The sequence below is a fragment of the Croceitalea vernalis genome (assembly GCF_031846405.1).
In the GTDB taxonomy this organism is placed as follows: domain Bacteria; phylum Bacteroidota; class Bacteroidia; order Flavobacteriales; family Flavobacteriaceae; genus Croceitalea; species Croceitalea vernalis.
This window is the reverse complement of the sequence record NZ_JAVRHU010000001.1, coordinates 1215225-1233529: the sequence shown is the minus strand read 5'-3', so window position 1 is coordinate 1233529 and position 18305 is coordinate 1215225. Positions and strand designations below refer to the sequence as shown.

General features: G+C 34.5%; 16 protein-coding genes. 9 read left to right on the top strand and 7 right to left on the bottom strand.

The genetic code is table 11. The annotated features are described in order from the left end of the window. The first annotated feature begins 55 nt into the window (after positions 1-55). The 7 genes from RM520_RS05570 to clpX all read left to right on the top strand — a co-directional run bounded on the left by RM520_RS05570 (position 56) and on the right by clpX (position 7105). The gene (locus tag RM520_RS05570) at positions 56-772 is read left to right on the top strand and encodes a pyridoxine 5'-phosphate synthase (protein WP_311384712.1); all 717 of its coding nucleotides are present in this window, start codon (positions 56-58) and stop codon (positions 770-772) included. Continuing rightward, positions 772-1539: an alpha/beta fold hydrolase gene (locus tag RM520_RS05565; RefSeq protein ID WP_311387261.1), complete on the top strand. Its 768-nt coding sequence runs from the start codon at positions 772-774 to the stop codon at positions 1537-1539. The genes RM520_RS05570 and RM520_RS05565 overlap by 1 nt, the downstream gene beginning before the upstream one ends. Before the next feature lie 125 nt (positions 1540-1664). Next, positions 1665-3167, top strand: a complete 1503-nt coding sequence (locus tag RM520_RS05560) for an SGNH/GDSL hydrolase family protein (protein ID WP_311384710.1) — start codon at positions 1665-1667, stop codon at positions 3165-3167. A 67-nt stretch (positions 3168-3234) separates the two neighbouring features. Continuing rightward, positions 3235-3585, top strand: coding sequence for a phage holin family protein (locus RM520_RS05555; RefSeq protein WP_311387260.1), 351 nt, complete (start codon positions 3235-3237; stop codon positions 3583-3585). A gap of 96 nt (positions 3586-3681) precedes the next feature. After that, positions 3682-5004 (top strand): trigger factor, encoded by a 1323-nt coding sequence (gene tig / locus RM520_RS05550; RefSeq protein WP_311387259.1) that lies wholly within the window; start codon positions 3682-3684, stop codon positions 5002-5004. Positions 5005-5089: 85 nt separating this feature from the next. Continuing rightward, a complete protein-coding gene (gene clpP / locus RM520_RS05545) occupies positions 5090-5767 on the top strand; it encodes an ATP-dependent Clp endopeptidase proteolytic subunit ClpP (RefSeq protein WP_311384707.1) in 678 nt (225 codons plus the stop codon). 102 nt (positions 5768-5869) lie between these two features. Further along, the gene (gene clpX, locus RM520_RS05540) at positions 5870-7105 is read left to right on the top strand and encodes an ATP-dependent Clp protease ATP-binding subunit ClpX (RefSeq protein ID WP_311387258.1); all 1236 of its coding nucleotides are present in this window, start codon (positions 5870-5872) and stop codon (positions 7103-7105) included. Between the two features lie 39 nt (positions 7106-7144). On the opposite strand, the gene RM520_RS05535 is transcribed toward clpX, so the two are convergent. Both RM520_RS05535 and RM520_RS05530 read right to left on the bottom strand, forming a co-directional pair. After that, entirely contained in the window at positions 7145-7720 is a 576-nt protein-coding gene (locus RM520_RS05535; protein WP_311387257.1) for a hypothetical protein, read from the bottom strand. 191 nt (positions 7721-7911) lie between these two features. Then, a complete protein-coding gene (locus RM520_RS05530) occupies positions 7912-9441 on the bottom strand; it encodes a GH3 auxin-responsive promoter family protein (protein ID WP_311387256.1) in 1530 nt (509 codons plus the stop codon). A gap of 67 nt (positions 9442-9508) precedes the next feature. Between RM520_RS05530 and RM520_RS05525 the strand changes: the two genes are divergently transcribed. Both RM520_RS05525 and RM520_RS05520 read left to right on the top strand, forming a co-directional pair. Then, positions 9509-10303 carry a DUF2797 domain-containing protein gene (locus RM520_RS05525; protein WP_311387255.1) on the top strand — a complete coding sequence of 265 codons (795 nt, stop codon included), beginning with the start codon at positions 9509-9511 and terminating at the stop codon, positions 10301-10303. A 17-nt stretch (positions 10304-10320) separates the two neighbouring features. Then, positions 10321-11616, top strand: coding sequence for a serine hydrolase domain-containing protein (locus tag RM520_RS05520; protein WP_311387254.1), 1296 nt, complete (start codon positions 10321-10323; stop codon positions 11614-11616). A 29-nt stretch (positions 11617-11645) separates the two neighbouring features. Here the strand turns inward: RM520_RS05520 and RM520_RS05515 are convergent, their stop codons facing one another. From RM520_RS05515 to sppA, 5 genes are all read right to left on the bottom strand, one after another. Further along, positions 11646-12524, bottom strand: a complete 879-nt coding sequence (locus tag RM520_RS05515; protein WP_311387253.1) for a phosphatase PAP2 family protein — start codon at positions 12522-12524, stop codon at positions 11646-11648. An 82-nt stretch (positions 12525-12606) separates the two neighbouring features. Further along, positions 12607-12945, bottom strand: a complete 339-nt coding sequence (locus RM520_RS05510) for an ArsR/SmtB family transcription factor (protein ID WP_311384700.1) — start codon at positions 12943-12945, stop codon at positions 12607-12609. A gap of 115 nt (positions 12946-13060) precedes the next feature. Then, the gene (locus RM520_RS05505; RefSeq protein ID WP_311387252.1) at positions 13061-15751 is read right to left on the bottom strand and encodes an AsmA-like C-terminal region-containing protein; all 2691 of its coding nucleotides are present in this window, start codon (positions 15749-15751) and stop codon (positions 13061-13063) included. A gap of 36 nt (positions 15752-15787) precedes the next feature. Next, a complete protein-coding gene (locus RM520_RS05500) occupies positions 15788-16495 on the bottom strand; it encodes a queuosine precursor transporter (RefSeq protein ID WP_311384698.1) in 708 nt (235 codons plus the stop codon). 4 nt (positions 16496-16499) lie between these two features. After that, entirely contained in the window at positions 16500-18260 is a 1761-nt protein-coding gene (sppA, locus tag RM520_RS05495; RefSeq protein WP_311387251.1) for a signal peptide peptidase SppA, read from the bottom strand. Positions 18261-18305: the final 45 nt, after the last annotated feature.

The window sequence follows — 18305 nt, the reverse complement described above, 5'->3', positions numbered from 1 at the left end:
AAGGCAAAACGCGTGCCTAATTTGTATTTTTGTTATTCTTTGCTTAAAATAAACTATGACTAAACTAAGTGTCAATATTAACAAATTAGCCACTTTACGAAACTCTAGAGGCGGTAACGTACCAAATTTGATAAAGGCAACTAAAGATATTGAATCGTTTGGAGCTCAAGGCATAACTATTCATCCTAGACCAGACGAAAGACATATAAAGTACCAAGATGCTAGAGATTTAAAAGCTATTGTTACCACTGAATTTAATATTGAAGGAAATCCTATTCAAAAATTTATTGATTTGGTTCTTGAGGTTAAACCTACTCAGGTGACTTTAGTGCCAGATGCGGAAGATGCTATTACTTCAAATGCTGGATGGGACACTGTTAAACATAAAGACTTTTTAAAGGATGTAATTACAACTTTTAATAAAGAAGGAATTAGAACATCCATATTTGTTGATCCAGATATAAAAATGGTGAAAGGTGCTGCCGAAACTGGTGCGCATAGAATTGAGCTTTACACTGAAAGTTTTGCCCACCAGTACGCACAAGGAAATAAAAGTGCTATTCATAACTTTACAAAAGCGGCATTAATGGCTGAAAAAGTTGAACTTGGTATTAATGCAGGTCATGATTTAAGTTTAGAGAATATCAAATTTTTCAAAGAACAAATCCCTAATCTTTTAGAGGTTTCTATTGGCCATGCGTTAATTTGCGAATCACTTTATTTGGGGCTTGAAAATGTTATTCCTATGTATTTACAAAGACTTACATTGTAATGATTTTACATTCAAAAATAATCGGAGCTGGCAAACCGCTACTCATTCTTCATGGTTTTTTAGGGATGTCTGACAATTGGAAAAGTCTAGGAAATCAGTTCTCAGCAAATGGTTTTCAAGTTCATTTGATTGATCAACGCAATCATGGCAAAAGCTTTCATTCAGAAGATTTTGACTACGAATACTTATCGGAAGATATCTTGCAATACATCAAGGATAAGGAAATTGAAAAAAGTATTGTAATTGGGCACTCCATGGGCGGAAAAACTGCTATGCAATTTGCATGTTCACATCCAAGCAAAGTTGAAAAGCTTATCATAGCTGATATCGCCCCTAAATATTACCCTCCTCATCATCAAGAAATAATTTGTGGTCTCTTACAATTGAACTTCGCCGAGATTACTACTAGAACTCAAGCAGATAAAGAACTAAGTCAATATTTAACTGACTTTGGTATTCGCCAATTCTTATTAAAAAATTTGTATTGGGTCCAAAAAGGTAAACTTGCTTTTCGTTTCAATCTCCAAGTTCTTAAAAACAAAATGGAGGAGATTGGTGAGAATATTAGTTCAATTGACACTTATTTGGGAGAGACCTTATTTTTAAGAGGTGATAGATCAGAATACATCCTTAATAATGATTTTGACACTATCAAAAGACACTTTCCAAATGCGACAATTGATACCATCTCAAATGCAGGTCACTGGCTGCATGCAGAAAACCCAAAAGAATTTTTTAACAAGACCATCACATTCTTAAATCGTTAAAAATTATGTGATTTTATTATGCATGCATAATTTTTTTTACCCAATTATTGTATGTATCGTAATTTTCAGCTAGTTTTGGAAACACTGTATTAACAATAACTTAAACTAACGCAAATATTTTCTCTATGAAAAAGTTCCTCTCTTTTGCAGGATTTTTAGGGCTGTTATTTATTTCATGCTCTGATGACGACACAGTACCTGAAGAAATGACTATGACCCCTGAACCAGTAGTTTACACTAGTGGTTCGGCAGATTTTTCTAATTATGTTTCCTTGGGTAATTCATTAACAGCAGGATTTTCAGATAATGCACTTTTCATTGACGGTCAAGAGAATTCTTATCCTAATATGTTAGCTAGCAATTTTGCTTTAGCGGGAGGAGGAACATTCAATATTCCTTTGATGGCTGATAATTTAGGTGGCGCTACCTTAGGTGGACAACCAATTTTAGGCAATAGACTTATTCTCTCTTTTGCAACTGGATCACCCCTTCCAATTGCGGTTGAAGGACAAGGTTCAACAGAAATTTCGAATGTACTTTCCGGTTCGTTCAACAACATGGGCGTGCCTGGAGCAAAAAGCTACCACTTATTAGCACCTGGTTATGGTAATTTAGCCGGAGTACCTATTGGAGCGGCAAATCCATATTTTGCACGATTCGCTTCAAGCCCTAATACAACTGTTTTAGCTGATGCCGCAGCTCAAAACCCTAGTTTTTTCTCGCTCTGGATTGGTAATAATGATATACTGGGCTATGTAGCTTCTGGAGGCGCTGGTACAGATCAAACTGGAAACTTAGACCCTTCAACTTATGGAGGCAGCGATATTTCAGACGTAAATGTTGTAGCTGGTTCTATTAACGGAATTCTACAAACAATGACTGCTAATGGTGCAAAAGGCGTTATTGCAAATTTACCTGATGTAACTAGTATCCCATTTTTAACCACGGTACCTTACAACCCAATTCCATTAGATGCGGCAACGGCAGAATTAGTAAATGGTGCTTATGCCGCCTATAACGGAGGTTTAGCACAAATTCAAGCTTTAGGTTTAATCACAGCAGAGGAACTAGCCCAAAGAACCATATCTTTTGCAGCAGGAGCCACTAATGCTGCAGTAATTATTGATGAAGATTTGACTGATTTAACAGCATTTAATCCTGCTCTTATAAACATGCGTCAAACTACGGCTGATGACTTACTTGTATTAACTTCAAGTTCATTTATTGGCACTCTCGCTAATCCAGCAGATCCAACTTCAATAAACGGAGTTGCTGTTCCTTTATCTGACCAGTGGGTTTTAACGCCTGAAGAGCAAGCTACAGCTAATACAGCACTTGCCGCTTTTAATCAAGTTATTGAATCATTGGCCACACAATATGATATCGCCTTTGTAGATGCAAATACTTTGTTTAATGGCATAAGAGATAGTGGATTTCCTTTATCTGATGGTAGCCTTGTTACAACAACATTCGGAACAGGTGGTGGTTTTTCTTTAGATGGTGTTCACCCATCCCCAAGAGGTTATGCCATTTTGGCAAATGCTCATATTGAAGCTATTAACGCCAAATATGGCTCAAATCTACCAGGTGTTAATCCAATAAATTTCACTGGCCTTTATATCGATTAAGAATTTTTGACATAATTAATAGAAAAGGCATCGTTTTTGCGATGCCTTTTCTATTAAATACAAACTCATGAAATTTATTTTAAGAATTCTATTAAGTGCTTTAGCAGTAATTCTATTATCAAATATTTTACCAGGCATCACTGTAGACACTTATATCACTGCCATAATTGTAGCTATTGTACTTAGTTTATTAAACTTTTTGGTTAAACCAATTTTAATAATCTTGACACTACCCGTAACTATTGTCACCTTCGGTATTTTTCTGTTATTTATTAATGGAATTATAATACTTTTAGCTGACTATTTTATTACAGGATTTGGAGTGGTAAACATTTGGTGGGCCCTAGCATTTAGTTTCTTACTTTCTTTTCTACAATCTATTTTATTTTCGTTGTTAAAAAGTGACAAAAAAAAGTAAGTTTTTAATTGATTTACAACTAATTAAAAACTTGTTGTAGAAAATAAATTATAGTATTTTTGCCACCCATTTCGAGAAAAGCAAATCAAAGCATAGATGAATATTACAAAAGAACAGATTGATGACCTTAATGCAGTTGTAAAGGTAGCTATCACAAAAGATGACTATCAAGAAAAGGTTGACACAATTTTAAAAGACTATAGGAAGCAAGCCAATATTCCGGGATTTAGAAAAGGGCAAGTACCAATGGGACTTATCAAAAAACAATACGGAAAAGCTGTTTTGGTAGACGAAGTAAACAAATTACTTCAAGACAATTTGAACAAATATCTTACTGAAGAAAAATTAGATGTTTTAGGCAACCCACTACCAAAACAACAAGATGGTTTTAATTGGGATGCTGATGAATTTGACTTTGAATTTGAATTAGGTTTAGCGCCGGCTTTTGAAGTAAAATTAAAGACCAAGAAAGCTGTTACTCAATACAAAATAGTAGCCGACAAAAAAATGGTCGATGAACAGGTTGAACGTATTCAAAAACAATACGGTAAAATTATTTCAAAAACTGAGGTAGAGAAAAACAATGAGGTCAACGGTACTTTCAAAAACGAAGCAGAAGAAATTGAACATAAAACTACCCTTGAGCTTGATAAAGTAAAAAGCAAAAAAGCATTAGATACGCTTATAGGTAAAAAAGCCGGTGAAACAGTTTCTTTAAAAACTAAGGGGTTATTTAAAGAAGATTATTTCTTATCTGCTGCTCTAGGTATCGACCGTGAAAAAGCTGAAAAATTAGCGATTGATGTAGAATTTACCATTGACGAAATCAATGAAAGAGAAGCTGCCGAACTAAATCAAGAGTTATTCGACAAACTTTTTGGTAAAGATGAAGTAAGCTCAGAAAAAGAATTGAAAGAAAAAATCAAGGAGGATTCTGAAAAACAATTTGAACAACAAGCTGATCAGAAGCTTTTGAACGATATAACTGAAAAACTTATTACTGAAACAAAATTTGAACTTCCAGCTGACTTTTTAAGAAAGTGGATTCAAGTGAGTGGTGAAAACCCACTTACTGATGACCAAGCCAAAGAAGAGTATGAAAAATCTGAAAAGGGCTTACGTTATCAGTTAATTGAAAGTAAGATTTTAGATGAGAATAATTTATCAGTACAGTTTGATGAATTAAAAGAATTCGCAAAAGGTTTTATTAAATCTCAAATGGCACAGTATGGTCATTTAGATCCACAAGAAGAGGAGCTTGAGAACATTGCAACTCGAGTAATGGGCAATCAAGATGAAGTAAAGCGATTATCAGAGCAATTAATGAGTCAAAAACTATTGACGTTGTTCAAAGAGAAAGCAAACCTTAAAACCAAAGAAATCAGTTATGAGAACTTTGTGAAAGAGGTATACGGATAAACGTTCTAAATAATATGTATATTTACGGTTCTGAAATTTCGCGTTTCAGAACCGTTTTTGTTTAAAAAATCAAGCGAGAAATTCTATGGATTACGGAAAAGAATTTAAAGATTACGCTACAAAGCATCAAGGAATAAACAGTATGTATTACGACAAAATTGTGAGTAGTATGTACCCTGTTAATTTGACTCCGAATATTATTGAAGAACGTCAAATGAACATTGCAGTATTTGATGTTTTCTCTAGATTAATGATGGATAGGATTATTTTTCTAGGCACTGGTATTAATGACCAGGTCGCCAATATAGTTCAAGCGCAATTACTGTTTTTAGAAAGCACTGATGCCAACAAGGATATCTCAATTTATATTAATTCACCTGGAGGAAGTGTTTATGCTGGTTTAGGTATTTATGACACCATGCAATTCATTAAACCTGATGTAGCAACAATTTGCACTGGAATGGCAGCATCAATGGGTGCTGTACTCTTATGTGCAGGTGAAAAAGGAAAGCGTAGTGGCTTAACCCACTCTAGAGTTATGATTCACCAGCCAATGGGCGGAGCTCAAGGACAAGCAAGTGATATTGAGATTACTGCAAAAGAAATATTAAAGCTAAAAGAAGAACTTTATACCATTATTGCTAATCATTCAGAACAAACCTATGACAAAGTATATGAAGATAGCGATAGAGATTACTGGATGAAGGCAGAAGAAGCAAAGAAATATGGAATGATTGACGAAATTTTAGTAAGGGAGCGTTAATAATTTCGTACAAAGTATTACACGGAACTAGAAAGTCACCAGGTAAAACAAACCAAAAACTGATTTTTTCCGTTTAGATGAAGAAGAACTTTAAATGTTGGGATGGCAAAGGAAAATTTAGAATGTTCATTTTGTGGTAGAAAAAAACCAGAAACCAATCTTTTAATAGCTGGTTTAGATGCTCACATCTGTGATAGATGTATTGAGCAAGCTCATAGCATTGTTGCAGAAGAATCGAAGCAATCAAAGAGCAATGACCTATCTTCTGAGTTGGTTTTAAAGAAACCTCTTGAAATAAAAGATTTTCTTGACACTTTTATAATTGGGCAAGAACGCACAAAAAAAGTGCTTTCAGTCGCTGTATATAATCATTATAAGAGGTTATTGCAGTCTAAGAGTAAAGATGATGAAATTGAAATTCAAAAGAGTAATATCATCATGGTTGGTCAAACCGGAACAGGTAAAACCTTAATGGCAAAGACTATTGCTCGAATGTTGAACGTACCTTTGGCTATAGTTGACGCAACTGTTTTAACCGAAGCTGGTTATGTCGGTGAAGACGTTGAAAGTATACTTACAAGACTATTGCAAGCCGCGGATTATAATCTTGAAAAAGCAGAGCGAGGTATCGTATTTATTGATGAGATTGATAAAATCGCGCGCAAGAGTGATAATCCTTCAATCACAAGAGATGTTTCTGGTGAAGGAGTACAACAGGGACTTCTAAAATTACTTGAGGGTACTGTGGTGAATGTACCTCCAAAAGGAGGTAGAAAACATCCTGATCAAAAATTCATTGAAGTAAATACAGAAAACATCCTTTTTGTAGCCGGCGGAGCTTTTGATGGTATTGAACGTATGATTACCAAAAGGTTGAATATGCAGGCTGTTGGTTATAGTGCGTCAAAAGCCGAGGATCAACTTGATAATGAGAATATCTTACAGTACATTATTCCTAAAGATTTAAAAGATTTTGGCTTAATACCTGAAATCATAGGCAGACTTCCTGTTCTAACACATATGAATCCGTTAGATAAGAAGACTTTAAGAGCAATACTTACAGAACCTAAAAATGCTATCATCAAGCAATATGAAAAATTGTTTGGTATGGATGATATTTCATTTAGTATTACCGAACAGGCCTTAAATTATATTGTTGATAAGGCTGTAGAATATAAACTTGGTGCAAGAGGACTTCGCTCTTTATGCGAAGCTGTTTTTACTGATGCCATGTTCACTTTACCGAGTAGCGAAGAAAAAGAATTCAAAGTAACTAAAGCTTACGCGGAAGAAAAGCTATCTTACGAAACTATTAAGAAACTAAAAGCAGTTTCTTAACTCTCAAAAAAATCAAAGGAAAAAATGAAAGGGGCTTGATTAAGCCCCTTTTTTATATTGTTTTTCTACTGAAACAACCTTTTCTTTATACATTACCTTTTTCAAAAGGTTTTTACAAACTTCAGCGATGATTTTTTCATCTGAATAAAGTTCATGTCCAAAACTAGGTGTAATCTTCAAGTCTACCCCTACTTGTTTAGCCCAAATCATTCCAGGTTTAAAGTCATCACATTCGCCGTAAACTAAATTAATGTCGCAGTTAGGGCTTTCATTCTCTAAACGAATTCTTGTTGCAGAAACAGCCGTTAGTGACTTCATAGGAAAACCTTTAAGTCCTGCTTTCCATGCAATAGTTCCGCCAGTACTAAAAGCTAGTACATGACACGGCTCTTTTTCCTTCTTTAAAAGATGGGCAACAGCAGTATCAATACCTCCTTCAACAAATGCTCTGTGTAAATTTTCTTTGGTATTAACTAACTCATCAATGTTACCTAATTGTTGGCAGTCATAAAATTGAATATCATAGTACTGTTGTAAATATCCGAAGTAAGAAGTAATCCAAAGACCCTTCTTAACTCCCCACATGTCTGAGATAACGAGTAATTTTTCTGCCATAACTTTAATTTTGTTTGGTTTAATTTATTTTATAAGATTCGGGAACTATCGAGACCAAACTTCAGACTAAAACGACAGAAATCAATATTTATTGGTCCAATTTCCGTTTTTGTTCGATGAGTGGTAAAATTTTACGAAAACGTTTTCGTAAAATAGTTAAGACTCAAAACCTGAAAAGATTAGCAACGTAACTATAAATGTGTAGAAAGAATCGACATTTGTAATAACTCTTCAACGTAAGCCCTTTCATTTGACAATCGTGGTATCTTATGTTGACCTCCAAGCTTATTTTTTGTCTTTAACCAATCGTAAAAAAGATTTTCTCTAGCAATATGTACCTTAGGCATTCGAAGCGTAATGTTATTGTAACGTTTAGCCTCATAATCTGAGTTTAAAGATTTTAAAGCATTATCCAAGACTTCGGTGAAGTAACCCAAATTCTCTGGGTGCTTTCTGAATTCAATAATCCATTCGTGAGCTCCTTTCTCATTATTCACCATAAATATAGGAGCAGCTGTATATTCTTTAATTTCTGCACCTGTCTTTAAACATACTTGTTTTAGAGCCTCTTCTGCATTTTCAATTATTAACTCTTCACCAAAAGCATTAATATGATGTTTTGTTCTACCTGTTATTCTAACTCTATATGGGTTTAAAGATGTAAAGCGAACTGTATCACCAATTTTATAGCGCCAAAGTCCTGCATTTGTAGTTATCATTATGGCATAGTTTACTCCAACTTTTACTTCCCAAAGTGGAATGGCACTCTCCTCTTCTAAACCATACAGGTTCATGGGAATAAACTCATAGAAAATTCCGTAATCTAACATTAATAACAAATCTTCGGAGTTATTCCTATCTTGAATAGCAAAAAAACCTTCTGAAGCATTATAAGTTTCGTAGTAATTAAAACGTTTCCGGGGTAACAATTTCTTGTATTGCTCTCGATACGGAGCAAAACTCACTCCTCCATGAAAATAGACTTCAAGATTTTCCCAAATTTCAAAAAGATGGTTCTTACCCGTTTTTTCAATAACATTGTTCAGAAGTACCAACATCCAAGAGGGTACACCCGCCAAACTAGTAACATTCTCTTTAATACTTTCTTCAATTATAGCCTCTAGCTTAGACTCCCACTCACTCATTAAAGACACTTTACTACTTGGGGTACTGCTATACTCAGCCCAGAGCGGCATATTATCAATAAGAATTGCCGATAAATCACCGAAGAATGTCCCATTATCCTCATACAATTCTTTACTCCCACCCAAGCGAAGACTTTTACCCGTAAATAGTTGAGAATTCTCATTGTTATTTAAATACAGGCATAATAAATCTTTTCCTGACTTGTAGTGACAATCTTCAAGAGCTTCTGAACTTACTGGAATAAATTTACTCTTAGCATTTGTAGTGCCACTGCTCTTAGCAAACCATTTAATCGGTGTCGGCCAAAAAATATTCTGTTCTCCTTTGCGTGTGCGTTCAATAGTTGGTGCTAAGGTTTCATAGTTTTGAATGGGGACTCTTTGTGCAAATTCTTCATACGATTTAATAGATTCAAAGCCATACTCCTTGCCTATTGCGGTGCTATCTGCAAAAGCGACCAATTGCGTAAGAACTTCTTTTTGAACATCTAATGGATATTTTAAGAACAACTCAATTTGATGGTACCGTTTTTTAAGCAGCCAAGAAGCAATAGAATTAAATAAAGGTATTGCCATTTTAGGTATATTTAGGTCGTAAGGCTATAAGCTAAAATACAAATTCATTATTAAGAAAGTACACAATATGTTATACGAAGGTGTTTTGCGAAAAATGCGTACCGAATTGGGTAGTCCTATTCAGTATTTTTTAGTTTTTAAAAACGACTTTATTAACTTTAATCAAGTCTTAAATAAAAAACTTAAGCTTGAATTTATCAAATTTGAATGTTTAAGCTGTGGTCGAGACCGCAAAATTTATCGCCAAGGTTTTTGCCAAAATTGTTTTTATGAAAGTCCATCAGCTGGCGATTGGATTATGAAACCGGAATTAAGTACTGCACATTTAAACAAAGAAGATCGTGATTTAGAATATGAGAAAAAAGTTCAGTTACAACCTCATATTGTTTATTTGGCGAATTCTAGCAATGTAAAGGTGGGGGTTACAAGAAAAGCGCAAGTTCCTACTCGTTGGATTGACCAAGGGGCTCATGAAGCAATAGAAATTGTTGAAGTGCCTAATAGATATTTAGCCGGTATTACTGAAGTAGCCTTAAAAAACTATGTCGGTGATAAAACGAACTGGCGTAAAATGTTACAAAATGATATTGAAGATGTCAACTTGGTGGAATGGCGTGAAAAGCTAAAAAACCATATTCCTGATGAAGTTATGGAGTACTTTATCACTTCAAATACAGAAACCAATTTAGAATTTCCAGTATTACAATACCCTGAAAAAGTAAAAAGTTTGAATTTGGATAAAACTCCTTCTTTTGAAGGAGTACTAAAGGGGATTAAAGGCCAATACCTCATTTTTGAAGACAATATCGTTTTTAACGTTCGTGGCAGTGAGGGTTATTTTGTAGGTATTAATATCAACTAAAAATCAACTTTAAACATATGAAATCAATTTTCTTATTTACCATAGTACTAATGACTATTTTTTTTACTTCATGTCGAGAAAAAGCAAAAGAAGTTATTGAAGTAGAAAAATATCAATTTGCCACACCTGCAGAGGTAGGCATGTCTTTGGATAGTTTAGTACAAATTGACGAAATGGTGATGGAATTTGTCGAAGCCGAGAAATATCCGGGAGCTGTTACTTTAATTGCTAAAAACGGTAAAATTATTTATGAATCAGAAGTAGGTTGGTCAGATTCAACCAAAACAGAAGCCTATAGAAAAGATCATTTATTCAGAATGGCATCAATGACCAAACCCATAGTATCAGTTGCTGCTATGCAACTAATCGAAACAGGTAAATTAAAACTAGACGACCCAGTTGGAAAATACATTCCATCGTTTATGGATACCGAAGTTTTAGAAGATTTTAATTCATCAGATACTACATGGACAAGTAGTACTTCTACCAGTATACCAACCGTACGCCAGCTGTTAACTCAAACAGCTGGAATACCTTACGGATTTATGAACCCACCAATAAATGGGGCTATACTTGCCAAACATGGTATTCCAGATTTAAGCACTCACTTACCTATAACTATTGAAGAAACTGCCGATAAAATGGGTGATTTGCCACTGGTTCATGAGCCCGGCGCACAATGGATGTACGGTCTTAATACGGACATTCTAGGCCGTGTGGTTGAAGTGGTATCAGGAATGCCTTTAGATAAGTACATCCGTGAAAACATTACCAAACCTATAGGTATTGAAAAGCTTGATTTCTACTTTAATGATTCACTTACACCTAAACTTTCTAAGGTATTTTTAACCGGGCCTGATGGTAAAATAATGCAAGCACCACAAAACATGGGTCCTTTTTATATTCCGAATTATCCAACTGAAGGGGCCAAAACTTATTTATCAGGTGGTAGCGGAATGACAGGGACCGCAAGAGATTACTTTTTGTTTTGTCAAGCTATGCTTAACGATGGAACATTAGGTACTGCTGAAATTCTAAAATCCGAAACTGCTCAAGAAATGCATAAAAACCAATTGGATACGATTACCTACCCCTGGGGTTCTGGCAGTTTTGGCTTTGGTTTTCATGTGGCTCAGGATGAATCTTCTAGACCTGACGGCACATATAGCTGGGGCGGGGCTTTTAGTACAACCTTTTGGATAGACCCAAAAAATGAACTAATAGTAATTCAATTGAGACAAGTATTACAGTCTCCTTATAACCAAGAAATTGATGGTAAGCTCGAGAAGCTGGTTTACAGTGCATTGAAATAATAAATATATCCATTCATTTAACATAAATACTATTGTCGCCACTCCAATTGTGCGGCTTTTAAATCAGACGCAAAATCTGTATTTGACCACATTTTCGTTAACATAGCATGGGCCAATATACGTGATGCTTCATCGTCGCTTGGATAATGTATGCCCATAATCTCACGAGATTCTCCGATTTCATAAGCCAACGCTAAAAAAGCAGCTCGTTTTGAAGGAATTAATTCGCTCCAGGTAAAAGCATGCAGATAAGCCCATAAAGTATGCCCACTTGCAAAAGAGGGAGAACCCATTATTTGTAAAGGCTCTAATTTTGGTTCTAATTCATATGGCCTAGGGCGCAACAAATGATATTTTATGGTAAACTCCATTAAACGCATGTCATTAGTAATTCCTTTTAGCAATTTTGTTGTTGCAGGGTAGTTTTTATGTGTAACCTTCGCCCCCATTACTTCTCGGCCTTCAAAAAGCAAATCATCAATATTAGCTTCATAACTTTTATGGTCTTTCATGACATCAATATGTGGCCAATACCCAATTGGTGCCAAAACTTTTGAAGTTCTATACTCTTGTTCTTTAGTTCGCTTTTTTTGCCATTCCAAAAGAAAATTAAGTTCTGCTTGAGTTTGTTCAGAACTGTTGGCCGGGAATTTAAGTAAGTTTTTAAACCCATCAACCTGGTTATCAGTTAAATAAATTGGGGATGCCAATGTATACAACAAAGCGACAGGATTATAGCTTGACTCCGGAAAACGCATACTATCTAATTCTGCTCTTTTTTCATTTGGGAGTGCACTTAAAGCTTTTAAAGATGCATAGTGATGCGACGCGGGCTCTAGCTGATGTAATTCTTGAGAAACACACAGCGAAGTTTGAATTAGAACGAAGAATAATATGATTTTTTTCATTTACAAAAAATTTAATATATCGTTTATAAGCGATATACGAATTTAAATAAAACAACTGAGTCTAAAAAATTATAATTTTAAACTATTCTTGAATGATTTTAGAATTAAGCGATTCTGTAAAAAAACTTAAGAGCTCCGTATTGATATAATAATGACTATACTTATCCTTGCTCTCTGTAATCACTAATTCGGCATCTTTCAAGATTTTTAAGTGCTGTGATATTGTTGACTGCGAATAATCAAACATTTCCACTAAATCTTTATTACAAGTAATATTGTCTACTCCTTTTCCACTGTTCTTGTTAAGAAGGTAACGCACTAACGCCACACGTAATGGATGGGCCAAAGCGTTTGCAAGTTTGGCAATGTTATGGTCTTCTTCAACAATGTATTTATTTGAAATTTCAGCTCTTATCCGCATTCATCCTTGTTTAAAGTAAAGATACAATATTGTCCCCTTTAGGTTATAAAGAAGGCATTCCGTGACCTCAAAAGCATTTCAGACCAAGAACTTAACCTAATAATGAGGTTAACACTTAATTCACGGTATCCTTTTTCTTCTTTTTACCTAACAATCCTCCTAAAATAGATGATGCTGCATCTTTAACTGCATCATTATTTTGGGTTGAATCTGTTTTTACCGAGTCTTTCTTTTTATTTCCCAAAAACCCTCCTAAAACATCAGAAGTTGAATTCTTGGTTGAGTCTATTTTGGTAGAATCTTTTTTACTACCCAATAATCCACCTAAAAGATCTTTTGCTTTTTCTTTACCTTGGTTAAGCAACTTTTGTTTTTGAATATCAACTAAACGTTTGGTCAAATCAGTAACTCCAGACTTGAAGTCGCTGGTAACATTCGGACTGGTATAATTACCTACAATATTAGCCGTAACCGGAATTGTCAAACCGTCTAAGCTTGAATCATTTAATTTTGCAATCAAGCTATTCACGTCTTCACCTAAGTATTTTGAAGGCACATCTAAGACAGCCTTGTATTGCAGTTGCTTATCAAACGTATGACTACCGTCAATTTTTATAGCTACATCTTTATAGTTCACCGCAAACGGTTTCACCTTTACAGTTCCGTTTTCAAAAGATATCGCTGTTTTTAAATCATTTACGTTGAGGGCGTCCAAATCTATAAAAGTGAAACTATTGTTTAAAGCATTCAAAACCGGAGCATCTTTTGTAGTCACCTTTGTGGCCAAAAGCTCACCTAACAAATCTCCAGTTAATGTTGCCAAATTAGGGGTCATATCATCTTTTAAATTTCCTGAAAGTTTTACAGTAGAATTCAATTTACCCTGTAAGGCTTCTGCAACGGGAGCGAGCACTTTGAATAAATCTAATGCCTTGAAAGACTCACTTATTTTAAAACCATCCATTTCTAAAGCCATATCAAAAGTAGAAATAGGGCCTTTTGTTGATACAAAACCATTCATGTTTAGTTTACCATCGAACAAATTTGAATTCAAGTTTTGAATGGTCGCTCTCTCATCTTTAATAAGCAATTGGCCCGAAACATTTTTTAAATTTAAATTATCATAAATAACATTTAAAGCAGTAGCATCTATGGTAGCATCTAAAAATGAAGGGATTTTGATGCGTTCAGTTGGTGTTTCTTCTTTTTTACTCGAATCTTCAAATTCGGGTTCTTCCACCATAAAATCACTCATGTTAAAAGTATCCGATTGTAATTTAAAAATACCCTCTACGTTTTCGTCATTAAATAGAAAACCTAATAAATTATTAATTGTTCCATTGGCTTTAAAATCAGTTTGACCTGTTTTACCGTCAAAAGAATTCAATGTTACTGTTTTAGCATTAAATGTGACCGATGCATTATTTATGGCAACCGGATTCTTTAATTCTTGCGAGCTGTATTTAAAATTTGTTAAACTCAATTGACCACTTGTTTTGGTGTTCTCGTATTGCTTATTTTCAATAGAAGCCATATCAAATACAGTAGTCATATCTGCACTTAACAATCCTGATAAATTAAAATCACTAGGCAAAGGGTAAGCCTTTGAAATATTATCTAAATTCATTTTACCATCTGCATGAGCATTGACTTTTGTATTACCCAACACATCTTTCACCTTAGCATTTAGGTTAAATTTATCTTCATCAATTTGAAACGACAACCGGTTGATATTTATATAAGTATCTGCAGTAATTCCGGTTTCATTATTGATTTCTGTATCAATAAATACATTCTTCACGGCCTTAGGTAAATCAGAATATTTAAATGAAGCGTTGTCAGAGTTTATTTTGATTTCAAATGTTGGAATATGTTCCTCATCAACTACCCCTTTAAATTCACCATTAACTTCAAAATTACCTGTTGTTGTTACATCTTCAATATTATTGGCATATGCTTGAGGAATAATGGCTAAGAAATTTTTAAATTCTGAAGAAGGAGTTTTGAATGTTATATCCACTTCTTGATTTTCCTCATTAACTTTTACATAACCATCAAATATTAAGACCAATTGATTTATTAATGCTTTATTCTCTAAAAAAGTATATTTATTTTCTTGAAGATTTACTCCAATAAGAGCATCTAGTGCAACTGTATTGTTGTTTAAGTATGTTGTACTATCCATTTCAAAAGATACCATGGCATCTGTTCTTGTTTGTAGTTCAGAATTGTCTAAAGACAAATCACCAGAACCAAAGTGATTCATTTCTGAAACTACCAGGTGCATCCCTGTAGAAAAATCATCATAAATGATTTCAGAATTGGTTAGACTATAAGATTGAAGTTCTAAATTAAAACCGCCACTAATCTCATCCAACTGTTCATCTTGGGGACCCTCAGAAGTTAAGGCTATATCATAATTCGCATTATCATCTTGATCTACTTTTATGTGAAGTTTTGCATTGTCAAGAGTGATGTTCTTAATGAAAATGGGTTCTTCAGCACTTTTGAATAATTCTTTAATCGACATTTCTAAAGCTAAATCCCTGGCTGTGAATAACGTATCACCCTCAAACGGAGCTTTGTTTATTAAAGAAATGCCCTTTAAATCTAAATAGGCATCAGGAAAACTTTTGATTAGGCTAAGATTTGCATCTTCAAAATCGAGTGTCGCATTAATGCTCTGGTTTACCTTATTCTTGATAATATCGGTAATTTTACCCTCTAAAAACATAGGTATCGCAATCAATAATCCAACTAAAATCAAAAGGGTTATCCCGCCTATTTTTAAAAGCTTTTTCTTCATACTACTACTTTAGAACCCTAGTTTAGAAAAAAGTCATCAATCAAGCATGATTTCTTCCCCTAACTTTAGGTTAAATCTTTTCCGCAATAGATATACGAAGAAATAGAGTAAAGGGGTGTCGAGCAGCGCAATAAATATTTTAAAGACAAACCCACTAATGACTAATCCGTAGAAAAGTTCCCAAGGAATTTCACCAAAAGAACATAATAAAAGTACCACTGTGAAGGTATCAATAAACTGTGATGAAAAAGTTGAAAAGTTATTTCGTAGCCATAAATATTTTCCTTTTGTTAATCGTTTCCAGAAATGATAAATCTGAATATCAACAAATTGGGCTAATAAATATGCCATCATCGAGGCAAAAACTGCTACTATAGTATTACCAAAAACATCTGAAAACATATTGTTTGTTACCGGCGACCAATCCGTTGCAGGCACAGCTGCAGCCGTATAAACAATAACAAGAGAGAAGAATGAAGCAAAAATACCAGCAATGACAACTTGATTCGCTTTTCTCTTTCCGAAAATTTCAGAAATCAAATCTGTAATTAAAAAGGTAATAGGATAAGGTAAAATACCGACAGATATTTCAAATAAAGATGCACCAAACAATTCAACATCTCCAAAAGGTTTCCAATAAAAAAACTTTTGAAAAATCAAGTTAGAAACAACTAATGATGTAATGAAAAGTGCGCCTAAATAAAGATAAATCTGAAACGCAAATCTTTTGTCCTTTTGCGTCATTTATCTACTTAATATTTAAGGTATATGGCATTCGAGCTTGAATATCTCTTTGTTTCGACATCTCTTTAATTTCTTTCAAAGATTGGTAAAGCTCGTTACCCAATTCTTCTTTTACAAAAGCTTCTCCAATACTGGCCTTAGCACTACCTAAATCATCCATCAGTCGCTCAAAATCAGATTTGTATTTTGGGTATTTTCTAATTCCAAAATTCTCCAACTCTACCATTTTAGCGGCAGCTTCAATTGCATCGTCTAAATTTCCAATTTCATCAACTAAGCCCAAACTTTTAGCATCGACCCCACTCCAAACACGACCTTGGGCAATTTCATTAACGTCTTCAACAGTCATACTTCTTCCAGCGGCAACACGTTCTAAAAAGGTATCATACGTATTTTCAATACCTTCTAATATCTGATTTCTAAAACTATCAGTCATTGGTTCAAAAAGTGAATAATCAACAGAATTCGCGTTTGTTCCCACTTGTTCTGCGTTAATACCAATATTATCTGCTAGTTCGGTCATGTTAGGGACTGTTCCAAAAACTCCAATAGAACCTGTTATCGTAGTAGGTTCAGCAAAAATCTTATCTGCTCCAGCAGCAATATAATATCCACCTGAAGCAGCCACATTACCGAAAGAAACCACAACAGGTTTCTTCTCTTTTGTCAGCTCAATCTCTCTCCAAATAATATCAGACACTAAGGCGCTACCACCAGGTGAATCTACTCGTAATACAATTGCTTTTATATTATCGTTGTCTCTTGCTTTTTTTAAGGCCCTATTTATAACTCCTTGACCTAAATAGTCTTTTCCACCTTCACCGTACAAAATTTCACCCTGAGCAAAAATCACAGCAATTTTATCTGTTCCTGAACGTATTGATTTTGTATTCGCTAGAGTTGAATAATCTTCTAGAGAAACATAATTGAGTTTAGCATCAGCATCTATTCCTGATTGTTCGCGGAGCATACTTTCATATTCATCAAAGTAAAATGTTCCATCTATTAATCCTGAAGCTACAGCATACTTTGGCATACGCCCACCCAAAGTGTCTGCAATAGTATTTAAACTTTTGATGTCTATTTCTCTTGTTTCAGAAATATCTTCCAACATACTGGTCCAAATTGAAGTTATCAACTCCTTAATTTGTGAACGATTTTCATCGCTCATCGTATCTGAAAGAAAAGGCTCAACGGCACTTTTGTATTTTCCATGGCGTATAACCTCCATTTTCACTCCTGATTTTTCTTGCAATGACTTATAATAAAGCACCTCTGAAGCCAAGCCTTTGAAATCTAGTATTCCCTGAGGATTCAAATACATTGCATCAGCAACACTTGCTAGATAATAGTCCTTTTGGGTGTAGAAATCAGAATAAGAATACACAAACTTTCCAGCTGCTTTAAAATCCTCTAGAGCTCTTCTGATTTCCTGTGTTTGTGCGAAACCAGCTTGTAAAAAGCTAGTATTCATACTAATACCTTTTATCTTACTATCATTTTTGGCAATGGCAATAGCATGTAATATTTCATCTAGACCTTGCCCTTCTTCAAACAATGCTCCAAAAGGGTCATCAGAGTTCTTTCCTAAATAATCACTTATGGGTTCAGAAAAACTCAATTCTAAAATACTATTTGATTTTATTTTGACACCGTCATTAGAACTACCCACTAAAGCAGCAAAAATGAAAAACATCATAAACATAATTCCGAAAGCAATAAGACAACCCAAAATGGCTGCCAGTAGATTTCTTAGAAACTTCATTTCAATAATTTTATAAACCCTCAAAGATAACTATTGTCACTTTGT